Raw genomic sequence first — 25994 nt, forward strand, 5'->3', positions numbered from 1 at the left:
ACGGCTCACATCAGATCACCGCTTACGCCGGAGCGCAGGGGGCGTGATCCTCATCCTTCGCGGACCTGAACGTACCGGACGACGGGTCATAAACCCATCGGAACGGTACGGGTCCAGCGAAACCGGGCCGGGTTGAACGGCCCGAGTCCGCGATGCGTTCTTCGCATTTCTTCGAATGCCCGGGTTGTACTTAACCCCGTCGAACCATCGGCGCCACGTCATGCGGTTTCATGCCGGGAGACGGGAATTGACCGGATCCGATCGAACCGGCGACGTGACTGTTCGGGGCGGTCACTCTGCGGCGCAACGGTGATCATGCCCGAAGCGTTCCGGTCCACCGGCGGCTAAAACGAGAGATCGGGATCGGAGCGCCCGGGGAACTACTCTTCGTCGAGGTACTCGATGCCCTGCTTCGAGACGTTGGCTTTGGTGATGTCGTCGAGGTCGTTGAGCCAGAAGTCGTCGTCGGCGTCGTCCACCTCCGGGGCTCCGTCCTTCCACGCCCAGCCCTCGTACTCGTGGACTTTCTGCGTCCCCTTCTCGCGAAGCCTGAGCGTCGTTCGCTCGGCCTCCTCCTCCGAGGGCGCCGGGTCGAGCGTCCGAGCTGCCTTGAGCGCCGCCTGACGCGGCATGTTGCCCGAGAACTCGCTCGGTTCCGATCCGTCTTCTTCCCGAAGGGCAAAGTTTCGCTTACCGTCTTCACGTACCATGGTTTTGCCTCCGTGTGACACCAGCACACAGTCTGTAATAAATATATCGGGGAAATGAAAGCTGTACGCCACAATTTTTATATACTATCCCGGTCGCTGGTTGCGGTTTTCGCTCTCTGCGACGCGAGGCGAGAATCTGACATCGGTTCGCACCGAGGCAGTCGCCGCGTTCGGCCGTCGGTTCGCCGCCCGCGAGACGGGTCGGATCCGCTCGCCGAGCGTCCGCGCCTCGATGTCCGTTCCGCGTTCTTCGACGCACGCGCGCGGTCGGGGACTCCCGCCGACTGCGGGTAAACAACACTTATGTGTCTGCTATGGCGAAATGCGACAACACACCCGCGATGGTCCGTAAAAAGAAGCTCAGTCCCAGTGGCGCCAAGGACGACGAGGGGGAGTACCACAACGTCCACGTGAACCTCCACGAGGACGAACTCGCCGTCGCCGGCATGGAGATCGGCGACGAGGTGTTCGTCCGGGTCCGAGACGGGAAGATAATCATCCAGAAGGCGGACGCCAACCCCGAACAGCTGGAACACGACTTCTGAGACGGACCGCGGGGTTTCGCCGAATCGATGCTCGCGAGCGACCGCGACCCGGAGCGCGGTCGGCGGATTGATTGTCGCTCGTGACGAGGCCAAGACGATGGGCGCGTACGACCTGTTGAAGCCGGCGCTGTTCCGGCTTCCACCCGAGACCGCACACGGACTGGTACATCGACTGCTCGGCGGCGTCCAGGGGACGCCGGTCGCCGCTGCGCTCGCCGAGCGGTACGCGGTCGACGACGAGCGGCTCGCGGTCGACGCGTTCGGGTCGTCGTTCCCGAACCCGGTGGGCGTCGCGGCCGGGTTCGACAAGAACGCGCACGTCCCGCGAGCGCTGGCGTCGCTCGGGTTCGGCCACGTGGAGGTCGGCGGCGTGACCGCCGAGCGACAGCCCGGGAATCCGCGACCGCGACTGTTCCGACTGAAGGCGGACGAGGCGCTCGTCAACCGGATGGGGTTCAACAACGAGGGCGCCGACCGCGTCGGGGAGCGCCTCGACCGCGACCCGCTCCCGGACGTGCCGGTCGGGATCAACATCGGGAAGTCGAAGTCGACGCCGCTGGCCGAGGCTCCCGACGACTACCGCTACACGTACGAGCGCGTCGCGGACGCGGGCGACTACTTCGTCGTCAACGTCTCCAGCCCGAACACGCCGGGGCTCCGTGAGCTCCAGAACCGCGAGGCCTTAGAGCGCATCCTCGGGACCCTCGACGACGCCGGCGCGGACCCGCTCCTCGTGAAGCTCTCACCAGACCTCCCGGAGCCGGCGGTCGAAGACGCGCTCGGCGTCGTCGACGACCTCGACCTCGACGGCGTCATCGCGACCAACACGACGACGTCGCGGCCGGACTCGCTGCGGAGCCACAACCGGGCCGAACGGGGCGGCCTCTCGGGGAAGCCGATCGAGTCGCTCGCGACGGAGCGGGTGCGGTTCGTCGCGGAGCGCACCGACGTGCCCGTGATCGGCGTGGGCGGCGTCTCGGACGCCGCGGGCGCCTACGAGAAGATACGGGCGGGGGCCTCGCTCGTCCAGCTGTACACCGGGCTCGTCTACGAGGGGCCGGGGCTGGCGCGGGAGATCAACGAGGGGCTGCTCGAACTGCTCGAACGGGACGGGTTCGACTCGGTCGGAGACGCCGTCGGCGCGGACCTGTAACGAGTCGAAAAACGGCGGGGCGGCGACTTACGCGTCGTTGCGGACGATGACGACCACGTCGTCCGCCTGGAGCAGCTCGCCTTCCCCCTGATACTGCCGCTCTTCCTCGACCGCGAACTCGTCGCCGACGAGCGTGACGCCCGCGACGTGAAGCTCGTCGCCGTCGAGTTCGTACTCCTCCTGAGCCAGGGCGGCCTCGATGTCGCCGACCTGGTCGCCGTACTTCGGGCCGACGGTGGCGTAGTCGAGGTCGATCCCCGTGATCACCGTCTCGACGGGCGCGTCGCCGTCCGGGTGGACCGCGAGGTCGTCGACGTGCATCACGCCGGTGATGTCGTCCTCGAACCCGCGCACGTCGGCGTACACCTCCACCGCGTCGAGCGCGGCGGTGAGGGGGAGCTGGTTCTCGCTTTTGTACTTGCGGAGCGCGCCGACGACCGCGGTCGCTGCGGTCCCGGCGTCGCGGTCGGCCTCGATCCCCAGCGGCTCGGGCCAGTCGGCGAGGTGGACCGAGTCGCTCGCGCCGTCCGCGAGCCCGGCCGCCGCCGCGTCGCCGGCGTACATGTCGTGCCACAGCTCCTCGGTGACGTGCGCGAGGAGGGGCGCGAACAGCTTCAGGAACCGGCGGTGCGCGGTGCGGAGCGTGTACGCGGCCGCGGCGTCCTCGCGCTGTTTCGCGATCTCGAGGTAGTCGTCGCAGAACGTGTTCCAGAAGAAGCTCCGGAGCTCGTCGCGCGCCTTCGAGAACGCGCGGTCGTCGAGGAGGTCGGTGAGCCGCTCGACCTCGGCGTCGAGCTCGGCGAGCAGCCAGCGGTCGAGCTCGCGGAGCCCGTCGTTCGGCTCGGCCGGGAACGGCTCCGGCGCGAGCGACTCGACGAGCTTCGAGGCGTTCCACAGCTTCCGGATCAGCTTCTCGCCCGCGCGGAGGTCCTTCTCCTTGAACGGGAAGTCGTCGCCGACGGCGGTGCCGGCCGCCCAGTAGCGCGTGGCGTCGACCGGGAACTCCTCCAGCACGGCCTCGGGCTCGACGACGTTGCCGACCGACTTCGACATCTTCTCGCGGTTCTCGTCGAGCACGTGCCCGTTGATCATCGTCTCCTCGAACGGGACCTCGCCGGTGTGCTCGTAGCACTTGACGAGGGTGTGGAACAGCCAGAAGCTGATGATGTCGTGGCCCTGCGGCCGGAGGTCGAACTGGTACAGCTCCGGGCGCTCCATCGTGAACTCCCCGGCCGCCTCGTCCCAGTCCCAGCCGGCGTTGATGAGCGGGGTCAGACTGGAGGTGGCCCACGTGTCGAGCACGTCGTCTTCGGGTTCGAACTCGTCGTGCCCGCACTCGGGACAGGCGTCGACGGGCGGGTCGTCGGAGAGCGGGTCGACCGGGAGGTCGGCCTTCTCGGCGATGACTGCCTCGCCGCAGTCGGCGCAGTACCACACCGGGAAGGGGATGCCCGACGAGCGCTGGCGGGAGATGAGCCAGTCCCACTGGAGCCCCTCGACCCAGTGTTCGTACCGGGTGAACATCTTCTCGGGCGACCAGTCCATCTCCCGGCCGACCTCGAGGTACTCGTCGGTCTTGTCGAGCATCTCGATGTACCACTGCTCGGTGACGAGGAACTCGACGCTCGTCCCGCAGCGCTCGTGGACGTTGACCGTGTGGGTGATGTCGCGGCGGTCGAGCAGCGCGCCCGCCTCGTCGAGGTCCTCGACGATGGCCTCGCCGGCCTCGTCGGCGTGGAGCCCTTCGTACTCCTCCGCGACGTCCGTCATGTGCCCGGACTCGTCGATGGCGACGCGCAGGTCCAGGTCGTGGACCTGGTACCACTCGATGTCGTTCTGGTCGCCGAACGTACAGCACATCACGATGCCGGAGCCCGTCTCCATGTCGACGCGCTCGTCGGCGATGATCGGCACCTCGTGGCCGAACAGCGGGACCTCGGCGGACTCGCCGACGAGGTGCTGGTTCTCGTCGTCGTCCGGGTGGACGAAGACGGCGACGCAGGCCGGGAGGAGCTCGGGGCGCGTCGTCGAGATGGTGAAGGTCTCGCCGTCGCCGCCCGCGACGGGGAAGGCGATGTCGTTGAAGTGGCTGGCCTGCTCGTCGTCCTCGGTCTCGACCTGCGAGATAGCGGTCTCGCACTCGGGACACCAGATCGCGGGCGCCTTCTCGCGGTACTCGCGGCCCTGCTCGTAGAGGTCGACGAACGAGAGCTGGGAGACGCGCTGGACGCGCGGCTCGATGGTCTGGTACGTGTGGTTCCAGTCGACCGACACCCCGAGCGACTGGACGTTCTCGGTGAACTGCTCCTCGTACTGCGCGCAGACCTCCCGGCACTTCGCCTGGAACTCGCGCCGCTCGAACTCCTGGTGGCGGATGTCGAGCTCGTCCTCGGTGAGCCGCTCGGAGGCGATCCCGTTGTCGTCGTAGCCGAACGGGAAGAACGTCTCGCCGCCGTTCATGCGCTCGAAGCGCGCGACGAAGTCCTGGAGGGTGAACCCGTAGAGGTGGCCCATGTGGAGGCTCCCCGATACCGTCGGCGGGGGCGTGTCGATGGAGAAGACGGTGTTCGGATCGACCGGGTCGTCGTCGGAGTAGGCGTACGTCTCCTCGTCGACCCAGCGCCGCTGCCAGCGCGGCTCGACGGCGTCGGGGTCGTACTCACCACTGGGCATTTCGGTCACACGTTCCGCCGGTTCCCCCTTAACGGACTCGGTTGTGTGGGGCGGCGTCGCGCGGCCGGACGCGGCGAGGTGCGGAGAGCGGGGTCAGACCCGGTCGTCGAGGTCGTGTTCGGCCGCCATCTTGGACGCCTCGGTCGCGAACCGCTCGACCTCCTCTTCGGGCGTCTCGCCCAGCGCGCTCTCGTCGACCTCGCGGCCGGCGGTGATCCCGTCGCCCGTGACGAGCCGCTGTTCGGCCAGCTCCTTCGTGTGGACGCGCTCGCCGTCCTCGGTGGCGTACGTGAGTCGGACGAGTCCCTTCGAGTCGAACTGCCGGTCGACGAGCCAGACGGTGGGCATGCGCGGGGATCCGTCCCTGCGAGGCTTAAGAAGGACGGTCGGCGCGCGGCGAGATCGGTAGTACCCTCTTTTGATCGACCGACCGAATCCGATCGGCGCGTGCCGACGAACGCCCTCCGGGCGTGAGTCGCACGCGCGAGGGAGTCGCTGGCTCCCGGAGCGTAGCGGAGGGTGCCAGCGACGAGGCTGGGGAGGGGTGAGGTGCGGTCGCGGTGCGGGGTGGGATCCGAAGGGGCGGTCGGGGCTTTGGGGCGGTTCTCCGGTGACCTGTCGGCGAGCCCGAATCGACCGGACTCTCACTCGTCTCGTCGCCACGGCTTTGTATCGGCTCGCCGAACCAGTGGTCATGTACGTCGAGTTCGACCGCGACACCTGCGTCGGGATGTACCAGTGCGTCGCCGAGTGGGACGCCTTCGAAAAGAACCTGAACGACGGGAAGGCCGATTTAGAAGGGAGCGAGGAGGAGGAAGACGACCTGTTCGTCGTCGAGGTGCCCGACGGGGAGGAGTTTGACGCGAAGTTCGCGGCGCGCGTCTGCCCGGTCGACGCAATCGAAGTGTACGACGACGACGGCGAACAGGTGGTGTAGCCGGTTCGAGATCCGAGAAGTTGCTGTGTGCCGAGGGAGAACACCTCCAAAGCCCCAGCCGCGACGGCCCGCGCGGCTCGGTGCGCTCCTCGACCGCTCACTCCGTTCGCGGTCTGCGGTGCTTCCGTCGCCGTGCTTCGCCCTCGCGGCTGCCCCTTTGAGTCCCGCCCCGCACAGCACAGCTACCACAGCCTCACCCTCCCCAGCCTCGCGGTTCGCTCGGGGCTCCCTCCGGTCGCCTCTCACTCACCGCGTCCCTCGCACGCGCTCCTCGCGGCCGCCGGGGGCGGCCGCTCGCAGGCGCGCGCCGGGGTGGTATGCTTGAGAAAGCACGTCGGTTCCCTGCCCGTTTCTATTTATAAATGGTCGGCCACGTCCTCGGCGAAGTACGTGATGATCAGGTCCGCGCCCGCGCGCTTGAGCGCCGTGAGCGACTCCAGCGCGGTGGCCTCCAGGTCGAGCCACCCTTTCTCCGCGGCGGCGTGGAGCATCGCGTACTCGCCGGAGACGTTGTACGCGGCGATGGGGCGGTCGAACTCCCGCCGGAGGTCCCCGACGATGTCGAGGTACGGCAGGCCGGGCTTCACCATCAGCACGTCGGCGCCCTGCTCGGCGTCGAGGCGGGCCTCCCGGAGCGCCTCGCGGCGGTTCGCGGGGTCCATCTGGTAGTGCCGGCGGTCGCCGAACGCGGGCGCGCCGTCGGCCGCGTCGCGGAAGGGGCCGTAGAAGGCGGACTCGTACTTCGCGGCGTAGCTCAGGATGGCCACGTCCTCGTGCCCCGCCTCGTCGAGCGCCTCGCGGATCGCCCCCACCTGGCCGTCGGTCATCGCGGAGGGGGCGACCACGTCCGCGCCCGCGTCGGCCTGCGAGACCGCAGTGCGCGCGAGCAGGTCGAGCGTCTCGTCGTTCTTGACGGTGAGCGTCGGGTCCGACTCGGCGGTCTCCTCGATGACCCCGCAGTGGCCGTGGTCGGTGTACTCACAGAGGCAGACGTCGCCGATCACGGTGGCGTCGGTCTCGGCCGAGATCCGGCGGATCGCGCGCTGGACGACGCCGTCGTCGGCGTACGCGCGGCTCCCGGACGCGTCCTTCGACTCGGGGACGCCGAAGAGGATGACGGCCTCGACGCCCGTCTCGCGTACCTCGGCGACGCGGTCGACGGCCTCGTCGACGGGCACGCGCTCGTGGCCGGGCATCGTCTCGATTGGCACGCGCTCGTCGGTCGTGGCGTCGACGAAGACGGGCGCGACGAGGTCCGACGCCGAGAGGTCGGTCTCGGCGACGAGCGGGCGAACGCCGTCGGTCCGGAGGCGCCGCGGCCGGTCCGTGAGGTCCATGCCGACCGGTTGGTCCCGCGCCGCCTTTTACCGTTCGTCTCGGTCCGGCTACTCCGAGGACTCGATGTCGATCCGGTCGCGGAGCTCGGCGAGCTCGTCCGACTCGGCGAGCTCCTCGACGCGCTGTTTGAAGTGGGACTCGCAGAGGCCGACGACCACGCCGCGCTGCTCCGCCTCGTACGTGGCCTCTCGGTCGCAGTAGTGACACCGCATACGCGTCTCTCCGTCGGGCGCGGGCTTAATCCTGTTCGTCGGGCGCGGCGGCGGGGGACGATCCGGTCGCGAACGACTGGACGGAGACCGGTTCGGGCAGGCGTTCGCGGACGGGCTCGAACGCCGGTTCCGTCAGCCCGGCGACGCCGAGGGTGCGCTCGTGCGCGTCCGTCCCGCCGGTTCTGAGCAGGTCGGCCTCGGCGGCGACGCGGTCGATCCGCTCGTCGTCGACGGCGCGGCCGTACGGGTAGAAGCGCTCGACCGCGCCGATCGCGTCGCGCTCGCGGGCGACCCCGAGCGCCTCGTCGACGCGCTCGTACCGGAACGGGTGCGCGAGCCCGACGAGCGCGCAGGCGTCGGCGAGCAGGTCCAGTCCCTCGTCGAGCGTGGTCACCTCGCGCGCGACGTAACACGGCCCGTCGTTCCCGATCAGCTCGTCGAACGCGCCGGCGTAGTCGTAGGGCGCGTCGGACTCGTCTATCGCCCGCGCGATGTGCGGGCGCCCCAGTCCCTCGCGGGGCTCCACGTCGAGGTCGACGCCGAGCCGGTCCTCGACCGCGTCGAGGATGGCGGCGCCGCGCTCGCGGCGGTCGCGCTGGAGGCGCTCGACCTCCGCGTCGAGCGCGTCGGTGTGTTCGACGCCGTACCCGAGGAGGTCCAGGCGCTCGAAGCCGGCGTCGACTCGGAGCTCGATCCCCCTGACGACCCGGACGCCGTCGCGCTCGACGACCGGCGCGTCGAGCCCGGGGTGGATCCGGTCGTGGTCGGTGACGGCGACCCAGTCGACGCCGGCCTCGCGGGCGGCCGCGGGCACCTCGTCGAGCGTCAGGGTCCCGTCCGAGACGGTCGTGTGCGCGTGGAGGTCGGCGACGATCGGTTCGGCGGTGTCGGCCGATCCCGCGGAATCGACGGAATCGGCGGATTCGGGGGGCATGGCGGCGAATAGCCCCGCCCGACACTAAGCGGCGGCGGTCCGGCACGGGGCCGCGGAATCCGAATATAAGGCGGTATAAGGTATCCCCTCCGACTAAGGTTGTACATGGACAATCATTAAGAACCATCGGCAGTTTTCATCTGTTGATGCGCTTGAACGGCGTCGACCACCGACTCGAACGGCACCAGTACCCGACCACCTCTGAGGAGATCATCGCGGCTCACGGCAACGCGACCGTAGAGCTCGCGAACGGGTCCGAGCGGCTCGGCGACGTCTTGGAGCGGTTCGGCGACCAGACGTTCGAGGACGCGGAGGACGTGTTCACCACGCTCCGGGCCGGCGTCTGTCACCGCGGCGTCGGTCGCCGGTTCTACTCGGACCGCGACCCGACCACCGACGCGGAGGACGGGCCCGCGCCAGTCTCGTTCTGACGCGGCGAACCGCGCGAAGTCCATACCCTTCCTTTCGAAGCCCGACCGGGGAGCGTCGCCGATCCGCAGATTCCGAACGCCGCGACCCGCGACGCAGCTACGACGTGCCGTTAACGACGAGCGACGCGACTGCGACGCGGCTACGACACGCCGTCGACGACGCCGGAGAGGTCGAGCGGGACCGAGCCCTTCCGGTACCCCTCGATCGACCCGTCGGGCTCGGCGCGGTACACGACCGCGGGCTTGTGACGGACCGCGGGCTCGGCCGCGCGCACCGCTTCCCACTCGTCGGCGGGGAACGACGAGCAGTCGACGAACAGCGTGACGCCGCCCGCGTGGGCCGCGAGCTGGCCGCTGGTCTTCGTCTCGGCGGTGTCGCGGACGGCCGCGACGGGGTCGTTCGCGGAGCGGCCGGCGGTCGGCTGCGGGCGCGTCACCTCCACGAGGTGACCGGCGCCGGTCTCGGGATCGGTCGCGCGGAAGTCGAGCGAGTGCCCGGTCGTCACCTCGATCTCCGGCGTGATCTCGTACCCCGCGTCGGTGAGGATCCGGGCCGCGGCGAACTCGGCTATCGCCGCGCTCATGCGGACGAGGTCCCGCGACGCGGAGGTGCCGAGCTTCCCGGCCATCACCTCGCGGTAGTCGTCCAGCGTGCCCGGCCGGAGCGTCTCCTCGACGAAGCCGGTGCCCGCCTCGCGGGTCGCGTCCGGGAACCCGGCGGCGTGGTCGCGGAAGAACGCCCGGCTCGTCTCCGCGCCGTCCTTCGAGCAGAACACCGGCAGGAAGTACCACGAGACGTGCGGGTAGTCGGCCAGCCAGGGCTCGTCGTCGTGGAGCCCGGCGAGGAGCTCCCGCTGCGCCCACCGCGAGACCGGGTAGGGCGCCTCGTCGAACCCGTACTTGTCCGTCCGCCAGAGCTCGCTCGGCGTCTCCGTGTTGCCCAGCCAGTACCCGACCGGGCCGCCGTCGGCGCCGGCCGGCGGGTCCGCGTCGTCGTCGGTCCAGCAGAACAGCGCGAACGACCCGTCGTCCATGTCGAACCGGCGCGCCTCGTAGTCCGGGGGCGGCGCGAACCACGGGTCGCCGGCGGTCGCTCCGAGGTTCTCGTCGAGGGGGCGAGCGAGCTGCGACCGGACGCGGCCCGCCGTCCACCGACCGGGCGAGCGCCTGAAGCGGAGCGGTTGTGCCACGCCCGTCCGGTATCACGCCGCGCGGTTAATCGATTCCGGTGGCCGGCCCCCGAACGTTCACGGTCTTTGATACGTTTACCGACAGGTATATTACAGGAAACGGCCAAGTGTAGTCGTACCATGTCAATGGGTGCCTATGACGAGGCCGAGCACGAGCGTCGCGAGAAGAAGACCAGCGAAGTCGACGCCGACTTCGACGCGGAGCGGCCCGAGTACTCCGGTTCCCTGACCTACGACTCGGGCGACTCGACGGAGGCACTCCTCGACAAGTTCGAAGAGCTTCAGGGCAAGTGACGCGGCCGCGGCGACGCCGCGTTTTCTGATTCCGTTCTCAGCCGCCGAGTGCGAACGCCGCGAGCGAGACGTCCGCCGAGTGCGAACGCCGTGAGCGACGGCTCAGGTGAGCCAGATCGCGAGCGAGCAGACGACGGCGACGGCGATGACGTGGCCGACCACCGCGCCGAGCAGCACGGGCTCGGTGAGCAGGAACGGGACGAGCGCCAGTTGGACGAGCGAGAAGCCGATGTTCTCGGCGTCGAGCCGGCGGACGACCGCCCGCTCCTCGTCCGGGAGGTCGACGTGGACCGCGCGCCACAGCGCCACGACCGCGCTCCACCACGAGGTTCCGATCCGGTAGGTCAGGTCCCAGAGGACGAGCAGCGTGAGGTAGACGACGGGGAGCGGGGGGTCGTCCCCGAACAGCCGGTCGATGAGAGTCGGCCCGCCGGTCGCGTCCCACGCGAACAGGTAGGTGAGCAGCGCGATGAACGCCAGCACGCCCAACACGATCTCGATGCTCGACCCGAACAGCAGCCGCTTGTGCTCGGGCGGCGTGCCGAGCAGCCGGTTCTTCGCCCCGAGGCGGTGCATCTCGACGCTGCCGACGGCCGCGACGACGACCGCGACCGTCCCGGCGACGACGGCATCCCAGGTCCCGTAGTACCAGCCGAGCGCCACCACGCCGACCTCGAAGACGGCGAACTGGAGCGCGACCGCCAGCGTGCGCGAGACGTCGAGGCCCGGGATCCCGCCGACGAGGCTCTCGTACACCCACGTCTCGCCGTACTCGCGGCTCACGGCGAGACCCCGGGCAGCGCGCTCAGCGGCGACGCTTCCGCGTTCCGCGACTCGGTCAGCGCGCGGGCGACCGCGAGCTCGAAGGGCGTGCGCTCGACGGGCACCAGCTCCCGGATCCGGTCGTCCTCGACGATCACGGTGTTGCGGAGCCCCTCGACCAGCGACCGGGCGAGGTAGGGGTTCACGTCGGTGACGAGCCGGAGCCACCGGGCCGACAGCTCCGGGCTCAACACCGGGACCCGCACGATCCGGAGGGAGTGGCCGAGCTGCCGCCTGGTCCGGCGGAGGATCTCGGCGTAGGTCAGCACCTCCGGACCCCCGATCTCGAACGTCTCGCCGGCGGTCTCGGGGGCGTCGAGGACGCCCGCGAGGTACGCGACCACGTCGGCGATCGCGATCGGCTGGCACAGCGTGTCGACCCACTTCGGCGTGACCATCACCGGGAGCCGCCGGGCGAGCCCGGACACCACCTCGAAGCTGGCGCTGCCGGCGCCGATGATGATCGCGGCGCGCAGCGTCGTGAGCGCCGGGTCGCCCTCGGCGAGGATCCGCTCCACCTCGCGGCGCGATCGGAGGTGCTCGGAGAGCTCCTCGCGGTCCTCGCCGAGCCCGCCGAGGTAGACGATCCGGTCGATCCCGGCGGCCGACGCGGCCGCAACGAAGTTCCTCGCGCAGTTCCGGTCGCGCTCCTCGTACCCCGGGCCGCCGTCCATCGAGTGGACGAGGTAGTACGCGGCGTCGACCGCCTCGCCGTCGAGTTCGAACGCCGGGGGGAGCGTCTCCGGTTCCAGGAGGTCGCTCTCGACGACCGAGACGCCCTCGGGCGCGTCGTAGCCGTCGGCGTCGCGGACGAGCGCGACCACGTCGTGGCCGCGCGAGAGGAGCGTCGGGACGAGCCGGCTCCCGACGAATCCGGTCGCGCCGGTGACGAGCACTCGCATACCGTCTCCTGGGGCGGAACGACCATAAGCCTCGGCCCGCGGACCGATCGCTAGAAGTGCCCCCGGGTTCCTCGTCCGGTATGCGCGCAGGCGAGTTCGAACCGGTCCGCGGCGTCGAGGACCTGTACGTCCACGACACCGGGATGTTCGACACCGACGAGTACGGCGCCGTCTACGTGTACGACGCCGAGCGACCGATCGTGATAGACACGGGGACGGGAGCGAACCGGGAGTCCCTCTTCGAGACCGTCGAGGCGATCGGAATCTCCCGCGAGGAGCTCGCGTGGATCCTCCCGACCCACGCCCACCTCGACCACGCGGGCGGCGCCGGCCACCTCGCGGAGCGCTACCCGAACGCCGAGGTCCGGGTGCCCGAGAAGGGCGTCCGCCACCTCGTCGACCCGGAGGCGCTCGTCGCCGGCACCAAGTCGGCGGTCGAGGAGCAGTGGGAGTACTACGCCGAGCCGCGGCCGGTCCCGGACGACCGGATCGCAGGGGTCGCCGAGGGCGACCGGATCGACCTCGGCGACCGGGAGCTCGTCGTCCGCGAGGCGCCCGGCCACGCCCCCCACCACGCGGTCTACCACGACCCCGACGCGGACGTGGTGTTCGCCGCCGACGCCGCCGGCATCTACGTCCCCGCGGTCGACGCGGTGACCCCGACGACGCCGCCGCCGCAGTTCGACTTCGAGCAGTGCCTCGACGACATCCGGCTGATCGAGGAGCTCGACCCCGACACGATCTGCTTCGGGCACTTCGGGCCGCGGACCTGCGACGAGGCCCTGATCGGCGAGGCGAAGCGGGCGTACGTCGAGTGGGTCGAGCGCGTCAGGGAGAAGCGCGCCGAACTCGGCGACGACGAGGCGGTCGTGGAGCACTTCGAATCGGCGAGCCGCGACATCGACTACTGGAACCGCGAACGCGCACGGGCGAACGCGAGCCTGAACGCAAGAGGCGTGTTGACGTACCTCGACCGCGCCGGCGACGGGGCGTGACTCGTCGGAGGGGGGCGAAGGGCAGGGGAGCGACTCGGCGGGAAGCGGCGACGGAGGCGCGGCCCCGGCGAGAGAAACGCCCTAAACCCCGCCGCCCGTAGCCCGGGGCAGATGGGCATCTTCGACACGATCCGGGCCGTGCTCGGGACGAGCGCCGAGACCGACGCGACCCGCGAAGCGGACCCCGAGGACCTCTTCGGGATGTCGACCGCGTACATGACGATGGAGGCGGACCTCCGGTACGACCACTGCGGCGAGGCCGCCCTGTGCTTCTCCGGGATGGACAGCACGCGCTTCGACGAGGCGGTCGAGACCGTCGAGGCCATCCTGGAGGCCGGCGAGATCGACACCGGAACCGGCTTCCACCGGTACGAGGACGACCACGGCTACCAGTGGTTCGTGCTGGAGGACGACGACCCCGAGGACCTGGTGACGAGCGTCCACTTCGCGGCCGACCAGTTCATCGAGGAGGGGTTCGGGTCGCGGCTGCTCGCGGCCGTCTTCGGCTTCGAGAACGACGACGGCCCCGTCTACTGGATCTACTCGTTCCGCCGGGGCGCGTACTACCCGTTCGCGCCGCGGGGGACGAGCGACCGGAACCAGCGGGTCGAGTTCAAGCTCCAGTCCGTCCTGGACGGCGAGCTCGGCTTGGAGGACGACGAGTCGTACTGGTACCCGCTGTGGCCCGACGCGCCCGGGAGCCACCCGTGGGAGTGACCGCCGAGCCGACGGTGGTCCGATGAGCGACGGGCGCGATCCGACCGGGAGGCGGGAACTCGGCGGCGGGACGGACGCGAATGGGCGGAACGCCCCGAAGAAGCGCCTGCTCCGCGGCGTCGCCGTCCAAGCTGCGGCGGTCGCGGCGGCGGTCCACCTGCTGTGGGCGTGGCCCCGACTCGGCTCGCCCCCGGACGCGCGCCCGTACCTCTTCCTCGCCGGGAGCGCGCTCGCGGTGGCGGTCGCCGTCGCGACGCTCCGGGCCGGCGAGTACCGCCGGCTGTACGCGCTCGGGGCGGGAACGCTCGGGACGTTCCTCGGCGGGTTCATCGCGTGGCACGGGACCGAGACGCCCGCGGCGCTCGCGGCGGAGCCGCTGGCGGTCGTCGCGGCGATAGCGGAGGTCGTCGGGGTCGGCGCCTTCCTCGCGCTGTACCGGCTCGCGCCGCCGACGAGCGTCGCCCTCGAACGGCGACGGGACGAGGGACCGGACGAGGCGTCGAAAGACGGCGGGGAGGGGCCGCCGTGAGCGACACGTACCTGACGGTCGCCGAGCGCGCGACCGCGCGGTTCGAGGTCCAGGGGTCGGAGTTCCTCGGCCACGTCGCGCCCGTCGACACGGTCGAGGCCGCCGAGTCGTTCGTCGCAGCGGTCCGCGAGGAGTACGCGGACGCGACCCACAACGTGCCAGCGTACCGGGTGCCCGCGGGCGAGCCGTCCGAGCGGACGCCGGGGTCGGAGCCGATGCTCAGGGAGTACTCGTCGGACGACGGCGAGCCGACCGGCTCCGCGGGCAAGCCCGCACTGAACGTGCTCCAGCAGCGCGAGGTCCGGAACGTCGCCGCGGTGGTGACGCGGTACTACGGCGGGACGAACCTCGGAGTCGGGGGGCTCGCGCGCGCCTACTCGCGCGCGATGAAGGACGGTATCGACGCCGCCGGCGTGGTCGAGGAGCGGCCGCACCGCGCCCTCGTCGTCGAGACCGAGTACGACGACTCGGGGACGGTCCGGGGCGTGATCGAGTCGGCGGGCGTCGAGTTCGACGCCGACTACGGCGAGCGCGTCCGGTTCGACCTCCGGGTGCCGGTCGCCGAGGTGGAGACGCTCCGCGAGCGGCTCAACGACGCGACGAGCGGACGGGTCGAGATCGAACGGTAGCGGTCGCCGGAGACCCGAAACGCGGGCCGGGGGATCGACCTACGAGAACTTCCGCACCGTCATGTCGAGGGTGTCGAGGTCGAGGATGGGGGCGTAGCCGGCGTCGGGGTCGATGTTGACGGACTTCTGGAAGTCGGTCTGGGCCTGCCAGCAGCCTGAGTTGACCGCGAGCACGTTGTGGTACTTCCCCCAGCCGAGCTTGTGGACGTGGCCGGTGTGGAACACGTCGGGCACGTCCTCGATGACGAGGTAGTCGCGCTCCTCGGGCGCGACGCGGGTGTGGCCGCCGAACTGCGGGGCGACGTGGCGCTTCTTCAGCAGGTGGTACATCGCCTTGTGGGGCTCGTCGTAGCTCGCCTTCTCCTCCGGCAGCTCCGCGATCACCTCGTCGAGCGAGACGCCGTGGTACATCAGGACCTCCACGCCCTCGACCGAGACGGTGGCCGGGTTCGAGACGATCCGGGCGTCGTGGACGTCCAGAATCTCCCGGATCTCGTCGTCGAAGCCAGGCTGCGGCTCGGCGAGCCGGACCGCGTCGTGGTTGCCGGGGATCATCACGACCTCGGTGTCGGCGGGCACCTCTTTGAGGTGCTCCGAGAAGGCCTCGTACTGCTCGTAGATGTCGACGATGTCCAGCTCCTCGTCCTGATCGGGGTAGACGCCGACCCCCTCGACCATGTCGCCCGCGAGGAGGAGGTACTCCACGGGGTCGGCCTCGTGGGTGTGGAGCCAGTCGGTGAACGAGTGCCACGCGTCGGCCATGAACTCGTCGCTGCCGACGTGGACGTCGGAGATCAGCGCGGCCTGGACGTGGCGGTCCGCGCCGCCCGGGCGGTGGGTCCGAGGGACGTCCGGGAAGTGGAGCGAGTCGGCGAAGAGGATGCCGGCGTCGTCCGCGAGCGTCCCCTCCACGGCGACGCACTCGTCTAAGAGGATCTCGTCGACCACGTCGGCGAGGCCCTTGTCCTTCATCACGAGGGCGGGGAAGGTCCCGGTGGTGTCCTCCAACTCGATCAGCCAGTGGCCGGACTTGGTGGAGCGCACGTCGTTGACGAGGCCGATCATCGCGGCGTCGCTGCCGCCCGGCATGTCCGCGATCGCCTCCGCGGGCCGGTGGTTGACGCGGCCGCGGAGAATCTTCGAGAGCCGCTCGTAGCGGTCGCGGAACGTCGTGACGAAGTCCTTGTACTCGCCGGTCCCCGTGCTGCGCCCGGTCATGTCATTGCCGACCGCCAAGTCGCGGAGGTCGGGGTCGCGCCGGCGTTCCGAGTGATCGGAGGGAGCGCCGGCCTCGGCGGCTTCGGCGGTGTTGCCCGTCCCGGCAGCCTCGGTGGTCTCGACGGGGGCGTCCGGCTCGACGGCGTCCGCGGTCGCGGTCGGTGCGTCGGCGGTCCCTCGCGAGGCCCTCCCGGCGTCCGTTTGGTCCGGATCCGTAGACCCCTTCGTTTCGACTGGAGATTGTCCCGTTTCGCCGGGCGAACCCGGAGATCCGTCGGTCTCCCCGAGCGCGTCGCGGACGTGGTCGGCGGTGATCCGCAGGGCGTCGTCGGGGGCGCGGTCGACGGCGGCCGCGACGGCGGCGGCCGGGTCGGTCGCGCCGGCGAGCAGGGTCACCGCCTCGCGCTCGGCGTTGTAGCCGCGCTCGGCGAGGGCTTTCGCGATCCGGGCGTTCGACTCCAGCGGCACGCTACCCGAAAGGGGGGTCGCGGGCAAAACCGTTCCGGAGGCGTCGAAGGAAGTCGGTGCGCGGGAGCCCGAGCCCCCGGAACGCGGGGACCCGGAAGCTTATGAACGGAACCCCCCAAAGCCGACGTAATGGACGAAGGGGATCGGCCGACGGACACCGACGAGTCGGCCGGTCGAGACGAGCGGACGGACGAGGAGTCCGCGGCGGCGTCCGAGGGCTCGGACGACGGAGCGTCCGACGAATCGGCCGACCGGTTTTCTGACGAGTCGGCAGACCGGCTTCCCGACGAGTCGGCAGACCGGCTTCCCGACGAGTCGGCAGACCGGCTTCCCGACGAATCCGCCGGTCCGACCTCCCTCGGCGAGGGCGATGTGCCTCCCGATTCCAAGGTCGACGCTCAGCCTCGGGACGAGCCCGGGTCGCTCGGGCAGGGCGACGCCGCGACCGGGCAGCGGAGCGCGTCGAGAGCAGGAGGGGAATCGGGAATCGAGTCGGGAGAGGCGACGGCGGACGAGTCGCTCGTCCACCGGTTCCGGCACGACCGGGAGGGCGCGCTGATGTGGATCCGAGAGATGCTGTCGAGCGTCGCCGTCGTCCTCCTGGTCGGACTGCTGCTGTTCGGCGTCAGCGGCGTGTGGCCGCCGATGGTCGCCGTCGAGTCGGGGAGCATGGAGCCGAACATGCAGGTCGGCGACCTGGTGTTCGTCACCGAACCCGGCCGGCTCGCGCCGGACGCGGCCGAAAACGGGGTCGGCGTCGTCACCCACGAGGTGGGTCAGGAGGTCGACTATCGGACGTTCGGGTCCTACGGATCGGTGATGATATACACGCCGCCCGGCCGGACCGGGGCGCCGATCATCCACCGGGCGATGTTCCACGTCACCGAGGGCGAGAACTGGTACGACCGCGCCGACGCGGAGTACCACAACGCCGTCGACTGCGGGTCGCTCGCCAACTGCCCGGCGCCGCACGACGGGTACATCACCCTCGGCGACAACAACGGCGCCTACGACCAGGCCAGCGGCCTCTCGCCGCCGGTCAGGGCCGAGTGGGTGAACGGGGTGGCGCGCCTCCGAGTCCCGTATCTCGGCTACATCCGGCTGATCGCGACGGGACAGGTGGAGCTGAACGAGGCGATAGCGGGGGCCGTGGGAAGCGGCCTCCCGGCGACCGGACCGGGGAGCGCTTCGACTGCGCTGACGGCGTAGCTTCTGGGGGACTCGGTATTAAGCGGACCTCGACGGACCGAGGTCAATTGTCGAACCGGGCCTGGACGAACGGCTGCGCGTTCTCGATGTCGCCGAGCCGCGAGTCCGACAGGAGCACCGCCTCCGTCTCCTCGACGGGCACGGAGAGGCCCATCTCCTTCGTCCGGCCGTAGCGGCCCTTCGAGACGACGACGGCGTTGACGATCCCGAGCATGTCGAGCTCGCTGATGAGGTCGGTGACCCGGCGCTGGGTTAAGACGTCGGCGTCGATCTCCTCGCAGAGGCGCTTGTAGATGTTGAACACCTCGCCCGTGTTGATGTTATGGACGCCGTTCTTTTCGAGGAGTATAACGGCGAACAGGACGATCTTGCTCTGCGTCGGGAGGGTGCGGACGACCTCGACGACGCGGTCGAGCTCGATCTTGTCCTGGGCCTGTCGGACGTGTTTCTCCGCGACGATCTCGGCCTGCGAGCGCTCGGCGAGCTCGCCGGCGGTCCGGAGGAGGTCGAGAGCGCGTCGGGCGTCGCCGTGTTCCTGTGCGGCGAAGGCGGCACAGAGGGGGATCACGTCGTCGGTGAGCGCGTCGGGTTTGAACGCGGTGTCGGCGCGGTGCTGGAGGATGTCGCGGAGCTGGTTGGCGTCGTACGGCGGGAAGACGATCTCCTCCTCGCCGAGGCTCGACTTGACGCGGGGGTCGAGGAAGTCGGTGAACTTCAGGTCGTTCGAGATGCCCATGATCGAGATGCGCGAGCGGTCGAGCTCGGAGTTCATCCGGGAGAGGTTATAGAGGGTGTCGTCGCCGCTCTTCTCGACGAGCTTGTCGATCTCGTCGAGCATGATCACGACCACGCGCTCGTGGTAGTCGACCGCCTCGAAGAACGTCGAGTAGACGCGGTCGGTGGGCCACCCCGTCATCGGCACTTCCTCCATCTCGTCGGCGTCAGCTTCGAGCTCGTCGATGCGGTCGTCGAGCTCGTCGACGGAGTCGAACTCGGTGTCGGCGAGAGCGGCGGCCGGGTCGCGTCCCGCGGTCTCCGCGGCGTCCGTCGCGTCGGCGCGGAGCCCCTCCAGCCGCTCTAACCGGTCGGCGATCACCGCCTGGTTCTCCTCGATGAACGTGTTCGCGAGCTGGGCGAGGACGCGGTACTGCGTGTCGGTCACCTCGCAGTTGATGTACTCGACCTCGCAGGGCACGTCGTACTTCTGGGAGGTGGACTCGAGCTCCTGGGAGACGAACTTCGCCGAGGCGGTCTTCCCGGTCCCCGTCTTCCCGTAGATGAGGATGTTCGAGGGGGTCTCGCCGCGGAGCGCGGAGACGAGGATGGTCGCCATCCGGTTGATCTGGTCGTTGCGGTGGGGGAGCTCGTGCGGCGTGTACGAGGGGCGGAGGACCTCTTTGTTCTCGAATATCGGTTCGCCGGAGAGGAGGTCGTCGAACAGCCCCTGATTATCGTCGTCGTCGTCGAGGACGACTCCGTCGAAGTCGACGTCCGGCGACGACCGGTCGCGGCCGCCGTTGTCGAGCCCCGCCGTTTCGGGTCGAGCGTCGGTCGAGAGGGAGGCCGCGTCGGGGTCCGACTCGGCGTCCGAGACGCCGAAATCCGATCCCGCGTCGGCGCCGGAACCGGACCCGGCCGGAGAGTCGGGGTCGAAGTCGTCGATATCGGGGGACTCAGACCCGTCGTCCTCGGACCCGGCGGTTCCAGAGCCCGAGGCCGCGAAGTCGTCGGGGTCGGGCGTCGAAGAGCGGTTCGACGGCGGGTCATCGGAGTCGCCGCTATGGTCCGATTCGTCGCCGTCGTCCGGGTCGATGCCGCCGTCGGCCCGCGGTGTGTGATCGCCTTCGTCCATGTGAACCCCTCCGTTTCAGGTGGAGACGGCAAGGGAAGTCCCTTCAGACGCCGTCTCCGGTCGGAAATACGCGTTCGCGGTCGGAACCGAGACCGACCACGTCCAGTTGATACAGTCGAACCAGATGAAGAGACGGTACAAAAGTGTTCCTCTCTGGAGTTGAAACGTCCCCCTCGATTGGAGCATCGGGGTGATAGGGGGTCGGTTCGGGTCGAACGACGCGCCGGTCGAACCGGTCGGGAGACGGAGCCAATTCGAATGACGGCCGGTCGGATCGCGAGGCGACTCGACGGAACCAAGGCGTGTAGCAGACATCGACAGCCGTTGGGGTCATCTCGCCCTCCGGCAATCGTCTCGGAGCTGATCGCAGTCGGATCGGCGTTCCGTCTCACGCTCGGCGATTTCGGGTCGCGGTTCCATGCTCGGGGAGCCGCGTCGGTTGGGGTTACCCCCACACCCCTTTGTTTCGGGTGGAACGCCGAATGGGTGGGGTGGGGGTGTTGGGGTGGCTATAGATAGCGGTGGTTTTAATACACAAACCATATAACAGTACCCTCGACAATCCTCTCTAGATTATATTTGTAGTATTGTGGTTGTTTTATTTGATCTTCGTGCTGATTTTATCTAGTGTAGCTCCAACCGACCCCGAGCAGCCACCATCCACCCCGACACCTCTCCGGGTTCCACCTGAAACGAAGGGGTGGGGGGCTACCGGTCGACACCTGCTCTCAGGTGACATCCTCTCACCGGCAACGTTTCGCCTCGACGACACCCTTCCTCGACAACGACCTTCCCCAACAACGTCCTTCCCCGACAACGACCCCCTCAACGACGCTCCACCTCGACGACGCTCACCACCCACGGCGCGCCGCTGACGAACGTCACGGTTGGCGGCGATAGTTTTACCACATGGTAAACAAACGGTACACGCACACATGACCCGATTCCGCACGTCGGACGAGGTGGTCCGATGACTGATGGCGACACCCCCGGTGCCGACAACACCGACACCGACGGCGTCGGTGCCGGCGGCCCCGCCGGCGGCGGGAGGACCTTGGACGGCGTCACCGTCCTCGACCTCTCGACGTTCGTCACCGGCGGCTTCTGCTCGGCGATGCTGGCGAACCAGGGCGCGGAGGTCGTCAAGATCGAACAGCCCGGCTACGGCGACGCCGTCCGCCACTCCGGACCGCCGTTCATCAAGGGCGAGTCCCCGTACTACTGGACGCTGAGCTACGGGAAGAAGAGCCTCGAACTCGACTTAAAGAACGACGACGCCAAGGAGGCGCTGTACGAGCTGGTCGAGGAGGCGGACATCTTCATCCAGAACTTCCGCCCGGGCACCGCCGAGCGGCTCGACGTCGACTACGACACGCTCACCGAACACAACGAGGACCTGATCTACCTCGCCATCTCCGCGTTCGGGCAGACCGGCCCGTGGCGCGAGCGCTCCGGCTACGACCTCCTCATCCAGGGGATGAGCGGGATCATGAGCGTCACCGGCGAGGCGGACCGTCAGCCGGTCAAAGTCGGCCTCCCGATGACCGACCTCATCACGGCGATGTGGGCCGCCTTCGGCGCGACGACCGCTCTCTACCGCCGCGAGCGGACCGGCGAGGGCGAGTACATCGACCTCGGAATGTTGGAGGCCACCCTCCCGTGGCTCACCAAGCAGGCCGGGATGGTGTTCGCGGGCGAGGAGACGAAGCGCATGGGGACGAAAGACCCCGTCCTCGCCCCGTACCAGACGTTCGAGACGAAGGACGGGTTCATCAACATCTGTATCCTCAACGAGAAGCTCTGGGGGGAGCTCTGCGAGGCGCTCGACCGGCCGGACCTCCCCGAGGACGACCGCTTCGAGCAGAACGCGGACCGCGTGGAACACCTCGACGAACTCGAGGCCGAAATCGAGGCCACCCTCGCCGACAAGACGACCGACGAGTGGATCGAGGTCATCGCCGAGGACGCCGGCGTCCCCGCCGGCCCCGTCTACAGCGTCGAAGAAGCGCTCAACAGCCCGCAGATCGACGCCCGCGGCACTATCACCGAGATCGAACACCCCGAACTCGGCGAGGTGCCCGTGATCGAGCACCCGCTCAAGTTCCGCAACGCGGAGAGCGGCTTCGAGCTCCCGCCGCCGTTGCTCGGCGAGCACAACCGCGAGGTGTTCCGCGAACACGGCTACTCGGAGGCCGAGATCGACCGCCTCGCGGAGCTGGGCGTGTTCGGCGACGCCGCCGAGGACTCCGATGACGAGGACACCGACGGGAATGACGACTGAGGTCCGCGTCGGCGGCGTCGGCATGACGCCCTTCGAGAGCGAGACCGAGCGCTCGCTCACCGACCTCGCCGCCACCGCCGCCGAGCGCGCCCTCACGGACGCGGGCGTCGACCCCGCGGCGGTCGACGCGCTCCACCTCGGCAACGCGCTCGCCGAGGCGCTCGACGAGGGCGCGGGGCTCGCGAACGCGCTCGCGGCCGCGCTCGGCCTCGACGGCGCGTCCGCGGACCGGATCGAGAACACGAGCGCGACCGGCGCGAGCGCGTTTCACCGCGGCGTCGAGACGCTCCGGAGCGGCGACGCCGACGTCGCGCTCGTCGTCGGCGCCGAGAAGATGTCCGCGGGCGACACGCGGACCGTCACCGAGGCGATCAGCCGGCTCGTCCACCGCCGCGAGTACGCGCAGGGGCTCACCCTCCCCTCGTTCGGCGGCCTCGCCGCCGGCGCCTACCTCGACCGCCACGACGCGCCCCGCGAGGCGCTCGCCGCGGTCGCGGCCAAAAACCACGGGAACGCGGTCGACAACCCCGTCGCCCAGTTCCGGAAGTCGATCGACGTCGACGACGCGCTCGACTCCCCGGTCGTCGCCGCGCCGCTCCGGCTGTACGACTGCTGTCCGATGTCCGACGGCGCCGCCGCAGTCGTCCTGACCCGGGCGGCCGCCGCCGACCCCACGGACGCTACGGAGCCCACCGACGCCACCAACGCCAGTGACGCCACGGACGCCACCAACGGCACCGACGGGAGCGACGCCGACCGCGTCGCCCCCCGCGTCGCCGGCATCGCGAGCGCGACGGGCACCCACGCGGTCGCCGAGCGCCCGGACCCCCTCTCGATCGAGTCGGTCCGGACCGCGGGCGAGCGCGTCTTCGACCGCGCCGGGATCGCCCCCGACGACGTCGACGTGGCCTGTATCCACGACGCGTTCACCGTCCTCGAACTGATCGAACTCGAGGAGCTGGGCTTCTACGAGACCGGGACCGCGTGGGAGGCGACGCTCGACGGCGACACCGCGCTCGACGGCGACCTCCCGGTCAACCCCGGCGGCGGGCTCAAGGCCCGCGGCCACCCGCTCGGCGCGACCGGGCTCTCGCAGATCGTCGAACTCGTGTGGCAGCTTCGCGGCGACCTCCCCGCGGGCCGCCGCGTCGACGGCGCGGAGACGGCGTTCGCGATCAACGTCGCCGGGTTCGGGAACAACAGCGTCTGTACGGTGTTGCGCGCGTGACCGACTCCGACTCCCCGGACACCGACTCCGACCACCCGGGCACCGACTCCGACCGCCCGGACACCGGCGCCTCCGCGGATCCGGTCACCGACCGGCCGGCCGATCGAGACATCCCCGCGGACCGCGCGTTCGCCTGTGACGACTGCGGCCACCGCTGGTACTACGACCGCCGCCGCTGTCCGGCGTGCGGCCACGGCGCCGAGTCGGCCGGAACGGTTCCGCTCGAAACGGGCGAGGTCGTCGCGACGACGACGGTTGAGACTACCCCCCCGGACGTCCGCGCGCCGAACCACCTCGCGCTGGCGCGGTTCGACGACGTCCGACTGGTCGCGCAGGCCGTCGACGGCGACCTGGCCCCCGGCGAAGCCGTCCGATTCGAGGGGTCTCACCGGCTCCGCGAGGACCGCGAGCGGACCGATCCGCGGCTCGTCGCCGTCGACGATTCCTGACGAAAGCAAACAGATTCCAATCCCGCTTCTGACGCGTTCGCCTGCTCGGCCGCTCGGTTTCTTTACTTACTCGGTTTCTTCGCCTACTCGGTCCGTTCGAGCGACTCGAAGATGAACTCGTCCATCGCCTTCCGGGCCTCCTCGGGCGCGTCCTCGTGGCCGAGCGAGATCCGCCGCCCGCGGGCCGCGTGGATGACGTCGGTCACCAGCTGGCCCATCCGCTCCGCGTCGACGTCGCGGAAGACGCCCTCCTCTATCCCCTCCTCGACGACCTCGACGATGCTGCCGCGGATGCGATCGTAGTGCTCGTTGAACACCTCGCGGTGCTCGCCGTCGTTTTGCGCGTACGTGTACAGCTCGTGGTACACCTTCATCCGGTCCCAGTGGCTGAACTCCTCGAACTCGGGGCCGAACAGGCACTGGTCGACGCGGGCGCGGAGCTCCGTCCGCGGGTCCGCATCCCCGTCGACGACCACGCTCCCCTCATACTGGTCGATGATGTGTTCGAGGAACGAGGACATCAGGTCGTACTTCCCGTCGAAGTGGTAGTGGATGACCTGCCGCGTGAGGTCCATCTCCTCGCCGATGTCGCGCATCCGGAGGTCCTTGTACCCGTGCTTGCTCAGCGCGCGGAACGTCGCCTCCATGATCACCTCTTTCGTGTCCTTCGAGGAGACCGTCTCCTCGCCGGACTCGTCCGAGGGATCGTCCGCCGGAGGGTCTCGCTCGGACCCGTCGGCGCCGGCGTCGTTCCGGGACTCGACGGAGTCGCCCGCCGGTCCGCCCTGTGATTCGCTCATACCCACACTCTACGGGTGAGGTACATAATACGATTGCCTCTCGCTGGTTTACCGTCCGGTAAAGTTTTAACCTCTTGGTCAAACCCTATTATCGAACATGACACAGACGATCGTGCGAAACGGGACCGTGGTCTCGCTGGACCCGGACGTGGAGGAGTTCGACGAGGCCGACGTCCTGATCGAAGACGGGGAGATAGTCGAGGTCGGCACCGGGCTGTCGGCGTCGAACGCGGAGGAGATCGACGCCGCCGGGAAGATCGTCGTCCCCGGCTTCGTCGACTCGCACATCCACCTCGCGCAGACGCAGGTCCGCGGCATCGCCGGCGACTGGTCGCTGATGAACGAGTACTTCGACCACATGCTCGGCAACATCACCGGGCTCTACCGGCCCGAGGACATGTACCTCGGCGGCCTCTTCGGCGCCTTCGAGAAGCTCCACACTGGCACGACGACCGCCCTCGACTGGTCGTACCCGAACACGCTCGAACACGGCGAGCGCGCCGTCGACGCGCTCAAAGACACTGGCCTGCGCGCGGTGTACACCTACGGCCCGCCGGGCGACGACTCGGCGAAGTGGTGGTACGAGAGCGACGTGGGCCTCCCCGAGGAGAACATCCGCACCCTCCACGAGGAGAAGATCCGCGACGACGACCTGCTCAGCCTCGCGCTCGGGCTCCGCGGTCCCGACTTCTGTACCGACGAGACCGCCCGCGGCGACCTCGAACTCGCCCGCGACCTCGGCGTCCTCTCGACGATCCACATGGGCGCGGCGCTGTGGCCGTCCTCGGAGTACGGCGGCGACTACCAGGGCTTCGGCTGTATCGAGGACATGCTCGGCCCCGACGTCAACGTCGCCCACGGGAACCACTTCTCGCAGGAGGACATCGACCACGCCGTCGAACAGGGCGTCTCCTTCTCGTCGACGCCGGAGGTCGAGATGCAGATGGGCCACGGCATCCCCGTCACCGGGAAGGTGCTCGAAGCCGGCGGCCGCCCGACGTGGGGCGTCGACGTCTGCTCGAACGTCAGCGGCGACATGGGGAGCCAGATGCGGATCGGGATGCAGCTCCAGCGCATGTTCGACAACCAGAAGGTCCTCGAAGGCGACGAGGAGGTCACCGAGGTCAGCATCTCCGCGCGCGACACCCTGGAGATGGCCACGATCGAGGGCGCGAAGGCGCTCGGGCTGGACGACGAGATCGGGACCATCACGCCCGGCAAGCGCGCCGACCTCGTCCTGTTCGACGCCGACGACTTCATGACCGCGCCGTCGCACTCGCCGATCGAGACCGTCGTGTTCCAGGCCGACCCCTCGCACATCGACACCGTCCTCGTCGACGGCGAGGTCGTCAAGCGCGACGGCGAACTGACGAACCCGAAGGTCCACGAGGAGTTCGACCGCTTCGTCGCCTCCGGCGAGCGCCTCCTCGACGAGGCCGGCATCGACCTGTAACGCCTCGACTCACCCCTCTTACAAC

26 protein-coding genes are annotated in these 25994 nt (G+C 69.4%); 14 read left to right on the top strand and 12 right to left on the bottom strand.

Translation table 11 applies throughout. The features are described from left to right. Positions 1 to 380: 380 nt before the first annotated feature. Entirely contained in the window at positions 381 to 710 is a 330-nt protein-coding gene (locus EXE44_RS08195; RefSeq protein WP_121564929.1) for a non-histone chromosomal MC1 family protein, read from the bottom strand. Between the two features lie 341 nt (positions 711 to 1051). On the opposite strand from EXE44_RS08195, the gene EXE44_RS08200 reads away from it, so the two are divergent. Both EXE44_RS08200 and EXE44_RS08205 read left to right on the top strand, forming a co-directional pair. Further along, positions 1052 to 1255, top strand: coding sequence for a hypothetical protein (locus EXE44_RS08200; protein WP_049931938.1), 204 nt, complete (start codon positions 1052 to 1054; stop codon positions 1253 to 1255). A gap of 97 nt (positions 1256 to 1352) precedes the next feature. Continuing rightward, the gene (locus tag EXE44_RS08205) at positions 1353 to 2408 is read left to right on the top strand and encodes a quinone-dependent dihydroorotate dehydrogenase (protein WP_137716744.1); all 1056 of its coding nucleotides are present in this window, start codon (positions 1353 to 1355) and stop codon (positions 2406 to 2408) included. Positions 2409 to 2435: 27 nt separating this feature from the next. On the opposite strand, the gene EXE44_RS08210 is transcribed toward EXE44_RS08205, so the two are convergent. Both EXE44_RS08210 and EXE44_RS08215 read right to left on the bottom strand, forming a co-directional pair. Beyond that, the gene (locus EXE44_RS08210) at positions 2436 to 5081 is read right to left on the bottom strand and encodes a valine--tRNA ligase (RefSeq protein WP_137716745.1); all 2646 of its coding nucleotides are present in this window, start codon (positions 5079 to 5081) and stop codon (positions 2436 to 2438) included. 93 nt (positions 5082 to 5174) lie between these two features. Continuing rightward, a complete protein-coding gene (locus EXE44_RS08215; RefSeq protein ID WP_137716746.1) occupies positions 5175 to 5429 on the bottom strand; it encodes a hypothetical protein in 255 nt (84 codons plus the stop codon). Positions 5430 to 5775: 346 nt separating this feature from the next. On the opposite strand from EXE44_RS08215, the gene EXE44_RS08220 reads away from it, so the two are divergent. Beyond that, positions 5776 to 6018 carry a ferredoxin gene (locus EXE44_RS08220; protein WP_137716747.1) on the top strand — a complete coding sequence of 81 codons (243 nt, stop codon included), beginning with the start codon at positions 5776 to 5778 and terminating at the stop codon, positions 6016 to 6018. Positions 6019 to 6374: 356 nt separating this feature from the next. Here the strand turns inward: EXE44_RS08220 and hemB are convergent, their stop codons facing one another. From hemB to EXE44_RS08230, 3 genes are read right to left on the bottom strand one after another with little or no spacing between them, the layout of a single operon-like run. Then, positions 6375 to 7355 (bottom strand): porphobilinogen synthase, encoded by a 981-nt coding sequence (hemB, locus tag EXE44_RS08225; RefSeq protein ID WP_137716748.1) that lies wholly within the window; start codon positions 7353 to 7355, stop codon positions 6375 to 6377. Positions 7356 to 7403: 48 nt separating this feature from the next. Then, the gene (locus EXE44_RS20725) at positions 7404 to 7568 is read right to left on the bottom strand and encodes a DUF6757 family protein (protein ID WP_006114727.1); all 165 of its coding nucleotides are present in this window, start codon (positions 7566 to 7568) and stop codon (positions 7404 to 7406) included. A gap of 25 nt (positions 7569 to 7593) precedes the next feature. Further along, positions 7594 to 8502: a PHP domain-containing protein gene (locus EXE44_RS08230; RefSeq protein WP_137716749.1), complete on the bottom strand. Its 909-nt coding sequence runs from the start codon at positions 8500 to 8502 to the stop codon at positions 7594 to 7596. Between the two features lie 146 nt (positions 8503 to 8648). On the opposite strand from EXE44_RS08230, the gene EXE44_RS08235 reads away from it, so the two are divergent. Continuing rightward, positions 8649 to 8933: a DUF2795 domain-containing protein gene (locus tag EXE44_RS08235; RefSeq protein WP_137716750.1), complete on the top strand. Its 285-nt coding sequence runs from the start codon at positions 8649 to 8651 to the stop codon at positions 8931 to 8933. A 140-nt stretch (positions 8934 to 9073) separates the two neighbouring features. Here EXE44_RS08235 and EXE44_RS08240 read toward each other — a convergent pair whose 3' ends face one another. After that, the gene (locus tag EXE44_RS08240) at positions 9074 to 10123 is read right to left on the bottom strand and encodes a DUF5784 family protein (RefSeq protein ID WP_137716751.1); all 1050 of its coding nucleotides are present in this window, start codon (positions 10121 to 10123) and stop codon (positions 9074 to 9076) included. Between the two features lie 126 nt (positions 10124 to 10249). Here EXE44_RS08240 and EXE44_RS20205 point away from each other — a divergent pair, with 126 nt between their 5' ends. After that, positions 10250 to 10417, top strand: a complete 168-nt coding sequence (locus tag EXE44_RS20205) for a DUF5786 family protein (RefSeq protein ID WP_004599209.1) — start codon at positions 10250 to 10252, stop codon at positions 10415 to 10417. A 102-nt stretch (positions 10418 to 10519) separates the two neighbouring features. On the opposite strand, the gene EXE44_RS08245 is transcribed toward EXE44_RS20205, so the two are convergent. After that, a complete protein-coding gene (locus EXE44_RS08245) occupies positions 10520 to 11200 on the bottom strand; it encodes a hypothetical protein (protein WP_137716752.1) in 681 nt (226 codons plus the stop codon). Next, on the bottom strand, positions 11197 to 12141 hold the full coding sequence (locus tag EXE44_RS08250; RefSeq protein WP_137716753.1) for an NAD(P)H-binding protein: 945 nt from the start codon (positions 12139 to 12141) through the stop codon (positions 11197 to 11199). The genes EXE44_RS08245 and EXE44_RS08250 overlap by 4 nt, the downstream gene beginning before the upstream one ends. Before the next feature lie 80 nt (positions 12142 to 12221). Between EXE44_RS08250 and EXE44_RS08255 the strand changes: the two genes are divergently transcribed. The 4 genes from EXE44_RS08255 to EXE44_RS08270 all read left to right on the top strand — a co-directional run bounded on the left by EXE44_RS08255 (position 12222) and on the right by EXE44_RS08270 (position 15011). After that, a complete protein-coding gene (locus EXE44_RS08255; RefSeq protein WP_137716754.1) occupies positions 12222 to 13136 on the top strand; it encodes an MBL fold metallo-hydrolase in 915 nt (304 codons plus the stop codon). 111 nt (positions 13137 to 13247) lie between these two features. Next, on the top strand, positions 13248 to 13853 hold the full coding sequence (locus EXE44_RS08260; protein WP_137716755.1) for a hypothetical protein: 606 nt from the start codon (positions 13248 to 13250) through the stop codon (positions 13851 to 13853). 22 nt (positions 13854 to 13875) lie between these two features. Next, a complete protein-coding gene (locus EXE44_RS08265; protein WP_137716756.1) occupies positions 13876 to 14382 on the top strand; it encodes a hypothetical protein in 507 nt (168 codons plus the stop codon). Beyond that, on the top strand, positions 14379 to 15011 hold the full coding sequence (locus EXE44_RS08270; RefSeq protein WP_137716757.1) for a YigZ family protein: 633 nt from the start codon (positions 14379 to 14381) through the stop codon (positions 15009 to 15011). Before EXE44_RS08265 ends, EXE44_RS08270 begins: the two co-directional genes overlap by 4 nt. 39 nt (positions 15012 to 15050) lie before the next feature. Here EXE44_RS08270 and EXE44_RS08275 read toward each other — a convergent pair whose 3' ends face one another. Then, on the bottom strand, positions 15051 to 16697 hold the full coding sequence (locus tag EXE44_RS08275) for a DNA-directed DNA polymerase II small subunit (RefSeq protein ID WP_137716758.1): 1647 nt from the start codon (positions 16695 to 16697) through the stop codon (positions 15051 to 15053). A gap of 129 nt (positions 16698 to 16826) precedes the next feature. On the opposite strand from EXE44_RS08275, the gene EXE44_RS08280 reads away from it, so the two are divergent. Continuing rightward, entirely contained in the window at positions 16827 to 17906 is a 1080-nt protein-coding gene (locus EXE44_RS08280) for a S26 family signal peptidase (RefSeq protein WP_137716759.1), read from the top strand. A 43-nt stretch (positions 17907 to 17949) separates the two neighbouring features. On the opposite strand, the gene EXE44_RS08285 is transcribed toward EXE44_RS08280, so the two are convergent. Next, positions 17950 to 19758, bottom strand: coding sequence for a Cdc6/Cdc18 family protein (locus EXE44_RS08285; protein ID WP_137716760.1), 1809 nt, complete (start codon positions 19756 to 19758; stop codon positions 17950 to 17952). Between the two features lie 970 nt (positions 19759 to 20728). On the opposite strand from EXE44_RS08285, the gene EXE44_RS08290 reads away from it, so the two are divergent. Genes EXE44_RS08290 through EXE44_RS08300 form a run of 3 tightly spaced genes read left to right on the top strand, consistent with a single transcriptional unit; the run spans position 20729 to position 23716 of the window. Then, positions 20729 to 22039 (top strand): CaiB/BaiF CoA-transferase family protein, encoded by a 1311-nt coding sequence (locus EXE44_RS08290; RefSeq protein WP_199241194.1) that lies wholly within the window; start codon positions 20729 to 20731, stop codon positions 22037 to 22039. Further along, positions 22029 to 23267, top strand: coding sequence for a beta-ketoacyl synthase N-terminal-like domain-containing protein (locus EXE44_RS08295; protein ID WP_137716761.1), 1239 nt, complete (start codon positions 22029 to 22031; stop codon positions 23265 to 23267). Before EXE44_RS08290 ends, EXE44_RS08295 begins: the two co-directional genes overlap by 11 nt. Beyond that, the gene (locus EXE44_RS08300; protein ID WP_394348227.1) at positions 23264 to 23716 is read left to right on the top strand and encodes a hypothetical protein; all 453 of its coding nucleotides are present in this window, start codon (positions 23264 to 23266) and stop codon (positions 23714 to 23716) included. Before EXE44_RS08295 ends, EXE44_RS08300 begins: the two co-directional genes overlap by 4 nt. An 83-nt stretch (positions 23717 to 23799) precedes the next feature. Here EXE44_RS08300 and EXE44_RS08305 read toward each other — a convergent pair whose 3' ends face one another. Beyond that, positions 23800 to 24516, bottom strand: coding sequence for a TetR/AcrR family transcriptional regulator (locus EXE44_RS08305; protein ID WP_137716762.1), 717 nt, complete (start codon positions 24514 to 24516; stop codon positions 23800 to 23802). Positions 24517 to 24613: 97 nt separating this feature from the next. Between EXE44_RS08305 and EXE44_RS08310 the strand changes: the two genes are divergently transcribed. After that, positions 24614 to 25969, top strand: coding sequence for an amidohydrolase family protein (locus tag EXE44_RS08310; protein WP_137716763.1), 1356 nt, complete (start codon positions 24614 to 24616; stop codon positions 25967 to 25969). Positions 25970 to 25994: the final 25 nt, after the last annotated feature.

The organism is Halorubrum sp. SS7 (genome assembly GCF_005435055.1).
GTDB classification, from domain to species: Archaea; Halobacteriota; Halobacteria; order Halobacteriales; family Haloferacaceae; genus Halorubrum; species Halorubrum salinarum.

What these genes read in the sequence shown, in the direction of transcription:
- EXE44_RS08295 (WP_137716761.1), top strand. Translation starts at nt 22,029, where the DNA reads ATGACGACTGAGGTCCGCGTCGGCGGCGTCGGCATGACGCCCTTCGAG.
- EXE44_RS08260 (WP_137716755.1), top strand. Translation starts at nt 13,248, where the DNA reads ATGGGCATCTTCGACACGATCCGGGCCGTGCTCGGGACGAGCGCCGAG.
- EXE44_RS08205 (WP_137716744.1), top strand. Translation starts at nt 1,353, where the DNA reads ATGGGCGCGTACGACCTGTTGAAGCCGGCGCTGTTCCGGCTTCCACCC.
- EXE44_RS20725 (WP_006114727.1), bottom strand. Translation starts at nt 7,568, where the DNA reads ATGCGGTGTCACTACTGCGACCGAGAGGCCACGTACGAGGCGGAGCAG.
- EXE44_RS08310 (WP_137716763.1), top strand. Translation starts at nt 24,614, where the DNA reads ATGACACAGACGATCGTGCGAAACGGGACCGTGGTCTCGCTGGACCCG.
- EXE44_RS20205 (WP_004599209.1), top strand. Translation starts at nt 10,250, where the DNA reads ATGGGTGCCTATGACGAGGCCGAGCACGAGCGTCGCGAGAAGAAGACC.
- EXE44_RS08200 (WP_049931938.1), top strand. Translation starts at nt 1,052, where the DNA reads ATGGTCCGTAAAAAGAAGCTCAGTCCCAGTGGCGCCAAGGACGACGAG.
- EXE44_RS08210 (WP_137716745.1), bottom strand. Translation starts at nt 5,081, where the DNA reads ATGCCCAGTGGTGAGTACGACCCCGACGCCGTCGAGCCGCGCTGGCAG.
- EXE44_RS08250 (WP_137716753.1), bottom strand. Translation starts at nt 12,141, where the DNA reads ATGCGAGTGCTCGTCACCGGCGCGACCGGATTCGTCGGGAGCCGGCTC.
- EXE44_RS08280 (WP_137716759.1), top strand. Translation starts at nt 16,827, where the DNA reads ATGGACGAAGGGGATCGGCCGACGGACACCGACGAGTCGGCCGGTCGA.
- EXE44_RS08215 (WP_137716746.1), bottom strand. Translation starts at nt 5,429, where the DNA reads ATGCCCACCGTCTGGCTCGTCGACCGGCAGTTCGACTCGAAGGGACTC.
- EXE44_RS08235 (WP_137716750.1), top strand. Translation starts at nt 8,649, where the DNA reads ATGCGCTTGAACGGCGTCGACCACCGACTCGAACGGCACCAGTACCCG.
- EXE44_RS08255 (WP_137716754.1), top strand. Translation starts at nt 12,222, where the DNA reads ATGCGCGCAGGCGAGTTCGAACCGGTCCGCGGCGTCGAGGACCTGTAC.
- EXE44_RS08230 (WP_137716749.1), bottom strand. Translation starts at nt 8,502, where the DNA reads ATGCCCCCCGAATCCGCCGATTCCGTCGATTCCGCGGGATCGGCCGAC.
- EXE44_RS08195 (WP_121564929.1), bottom strand. Translation starts at nt 710, where the DNA reads ATGGTACGTGAAGACGGTAAGCGAAACTTTGCCCTTCGGGAAGAAGAC.
- EXE44_RS08290 (WP_199241194.1), top strand. Translation starts at nt 20,729, where the DNA reads ATGACTGATGGCGACACCCCCGGTGCCGACAACACCGACACCGACGGC.
- EXE44_RS08285 (WP_137716760.1), bottom strand. Translation starts at nt 19,758, where the DNA reads ATGGACGAAGGCGATCACACACCGCGGGCCGACGGCGGCATCGACCCG.
- EXE44_RS08220 (WP_137716747.1), top strand. Translation starts at nt 5,776, where the DNA reads ATGTACGTCGAGTTCGACCGCGACACCTGCGTCGGGATGTACCAGTGC.
- EXE44_RS08265 (WP_137716756.1), top strand. Translation starts at nt 13,876, where the DNA reads ATGAGCGACGGGCGCGATCCGACCGGGAGGCGGGAACTCGGCGGCGGG.
- EXE44_RS08305 (WP_137716762.1), bottom strand. Translation starts at nt 24,516, where the DNA reads ATGAGCGAATCACAGGGCGGACCGGCGGGCGACTCCGTCGAGTCCCGG.
- hemB (WP_137716748.1), bottom strand. Translation starts at nt 7,355, where the DNA reads ATGGACCTCACGGACCGGCCGCGGCGCCTCCGGACCGACGGCGTTCGC.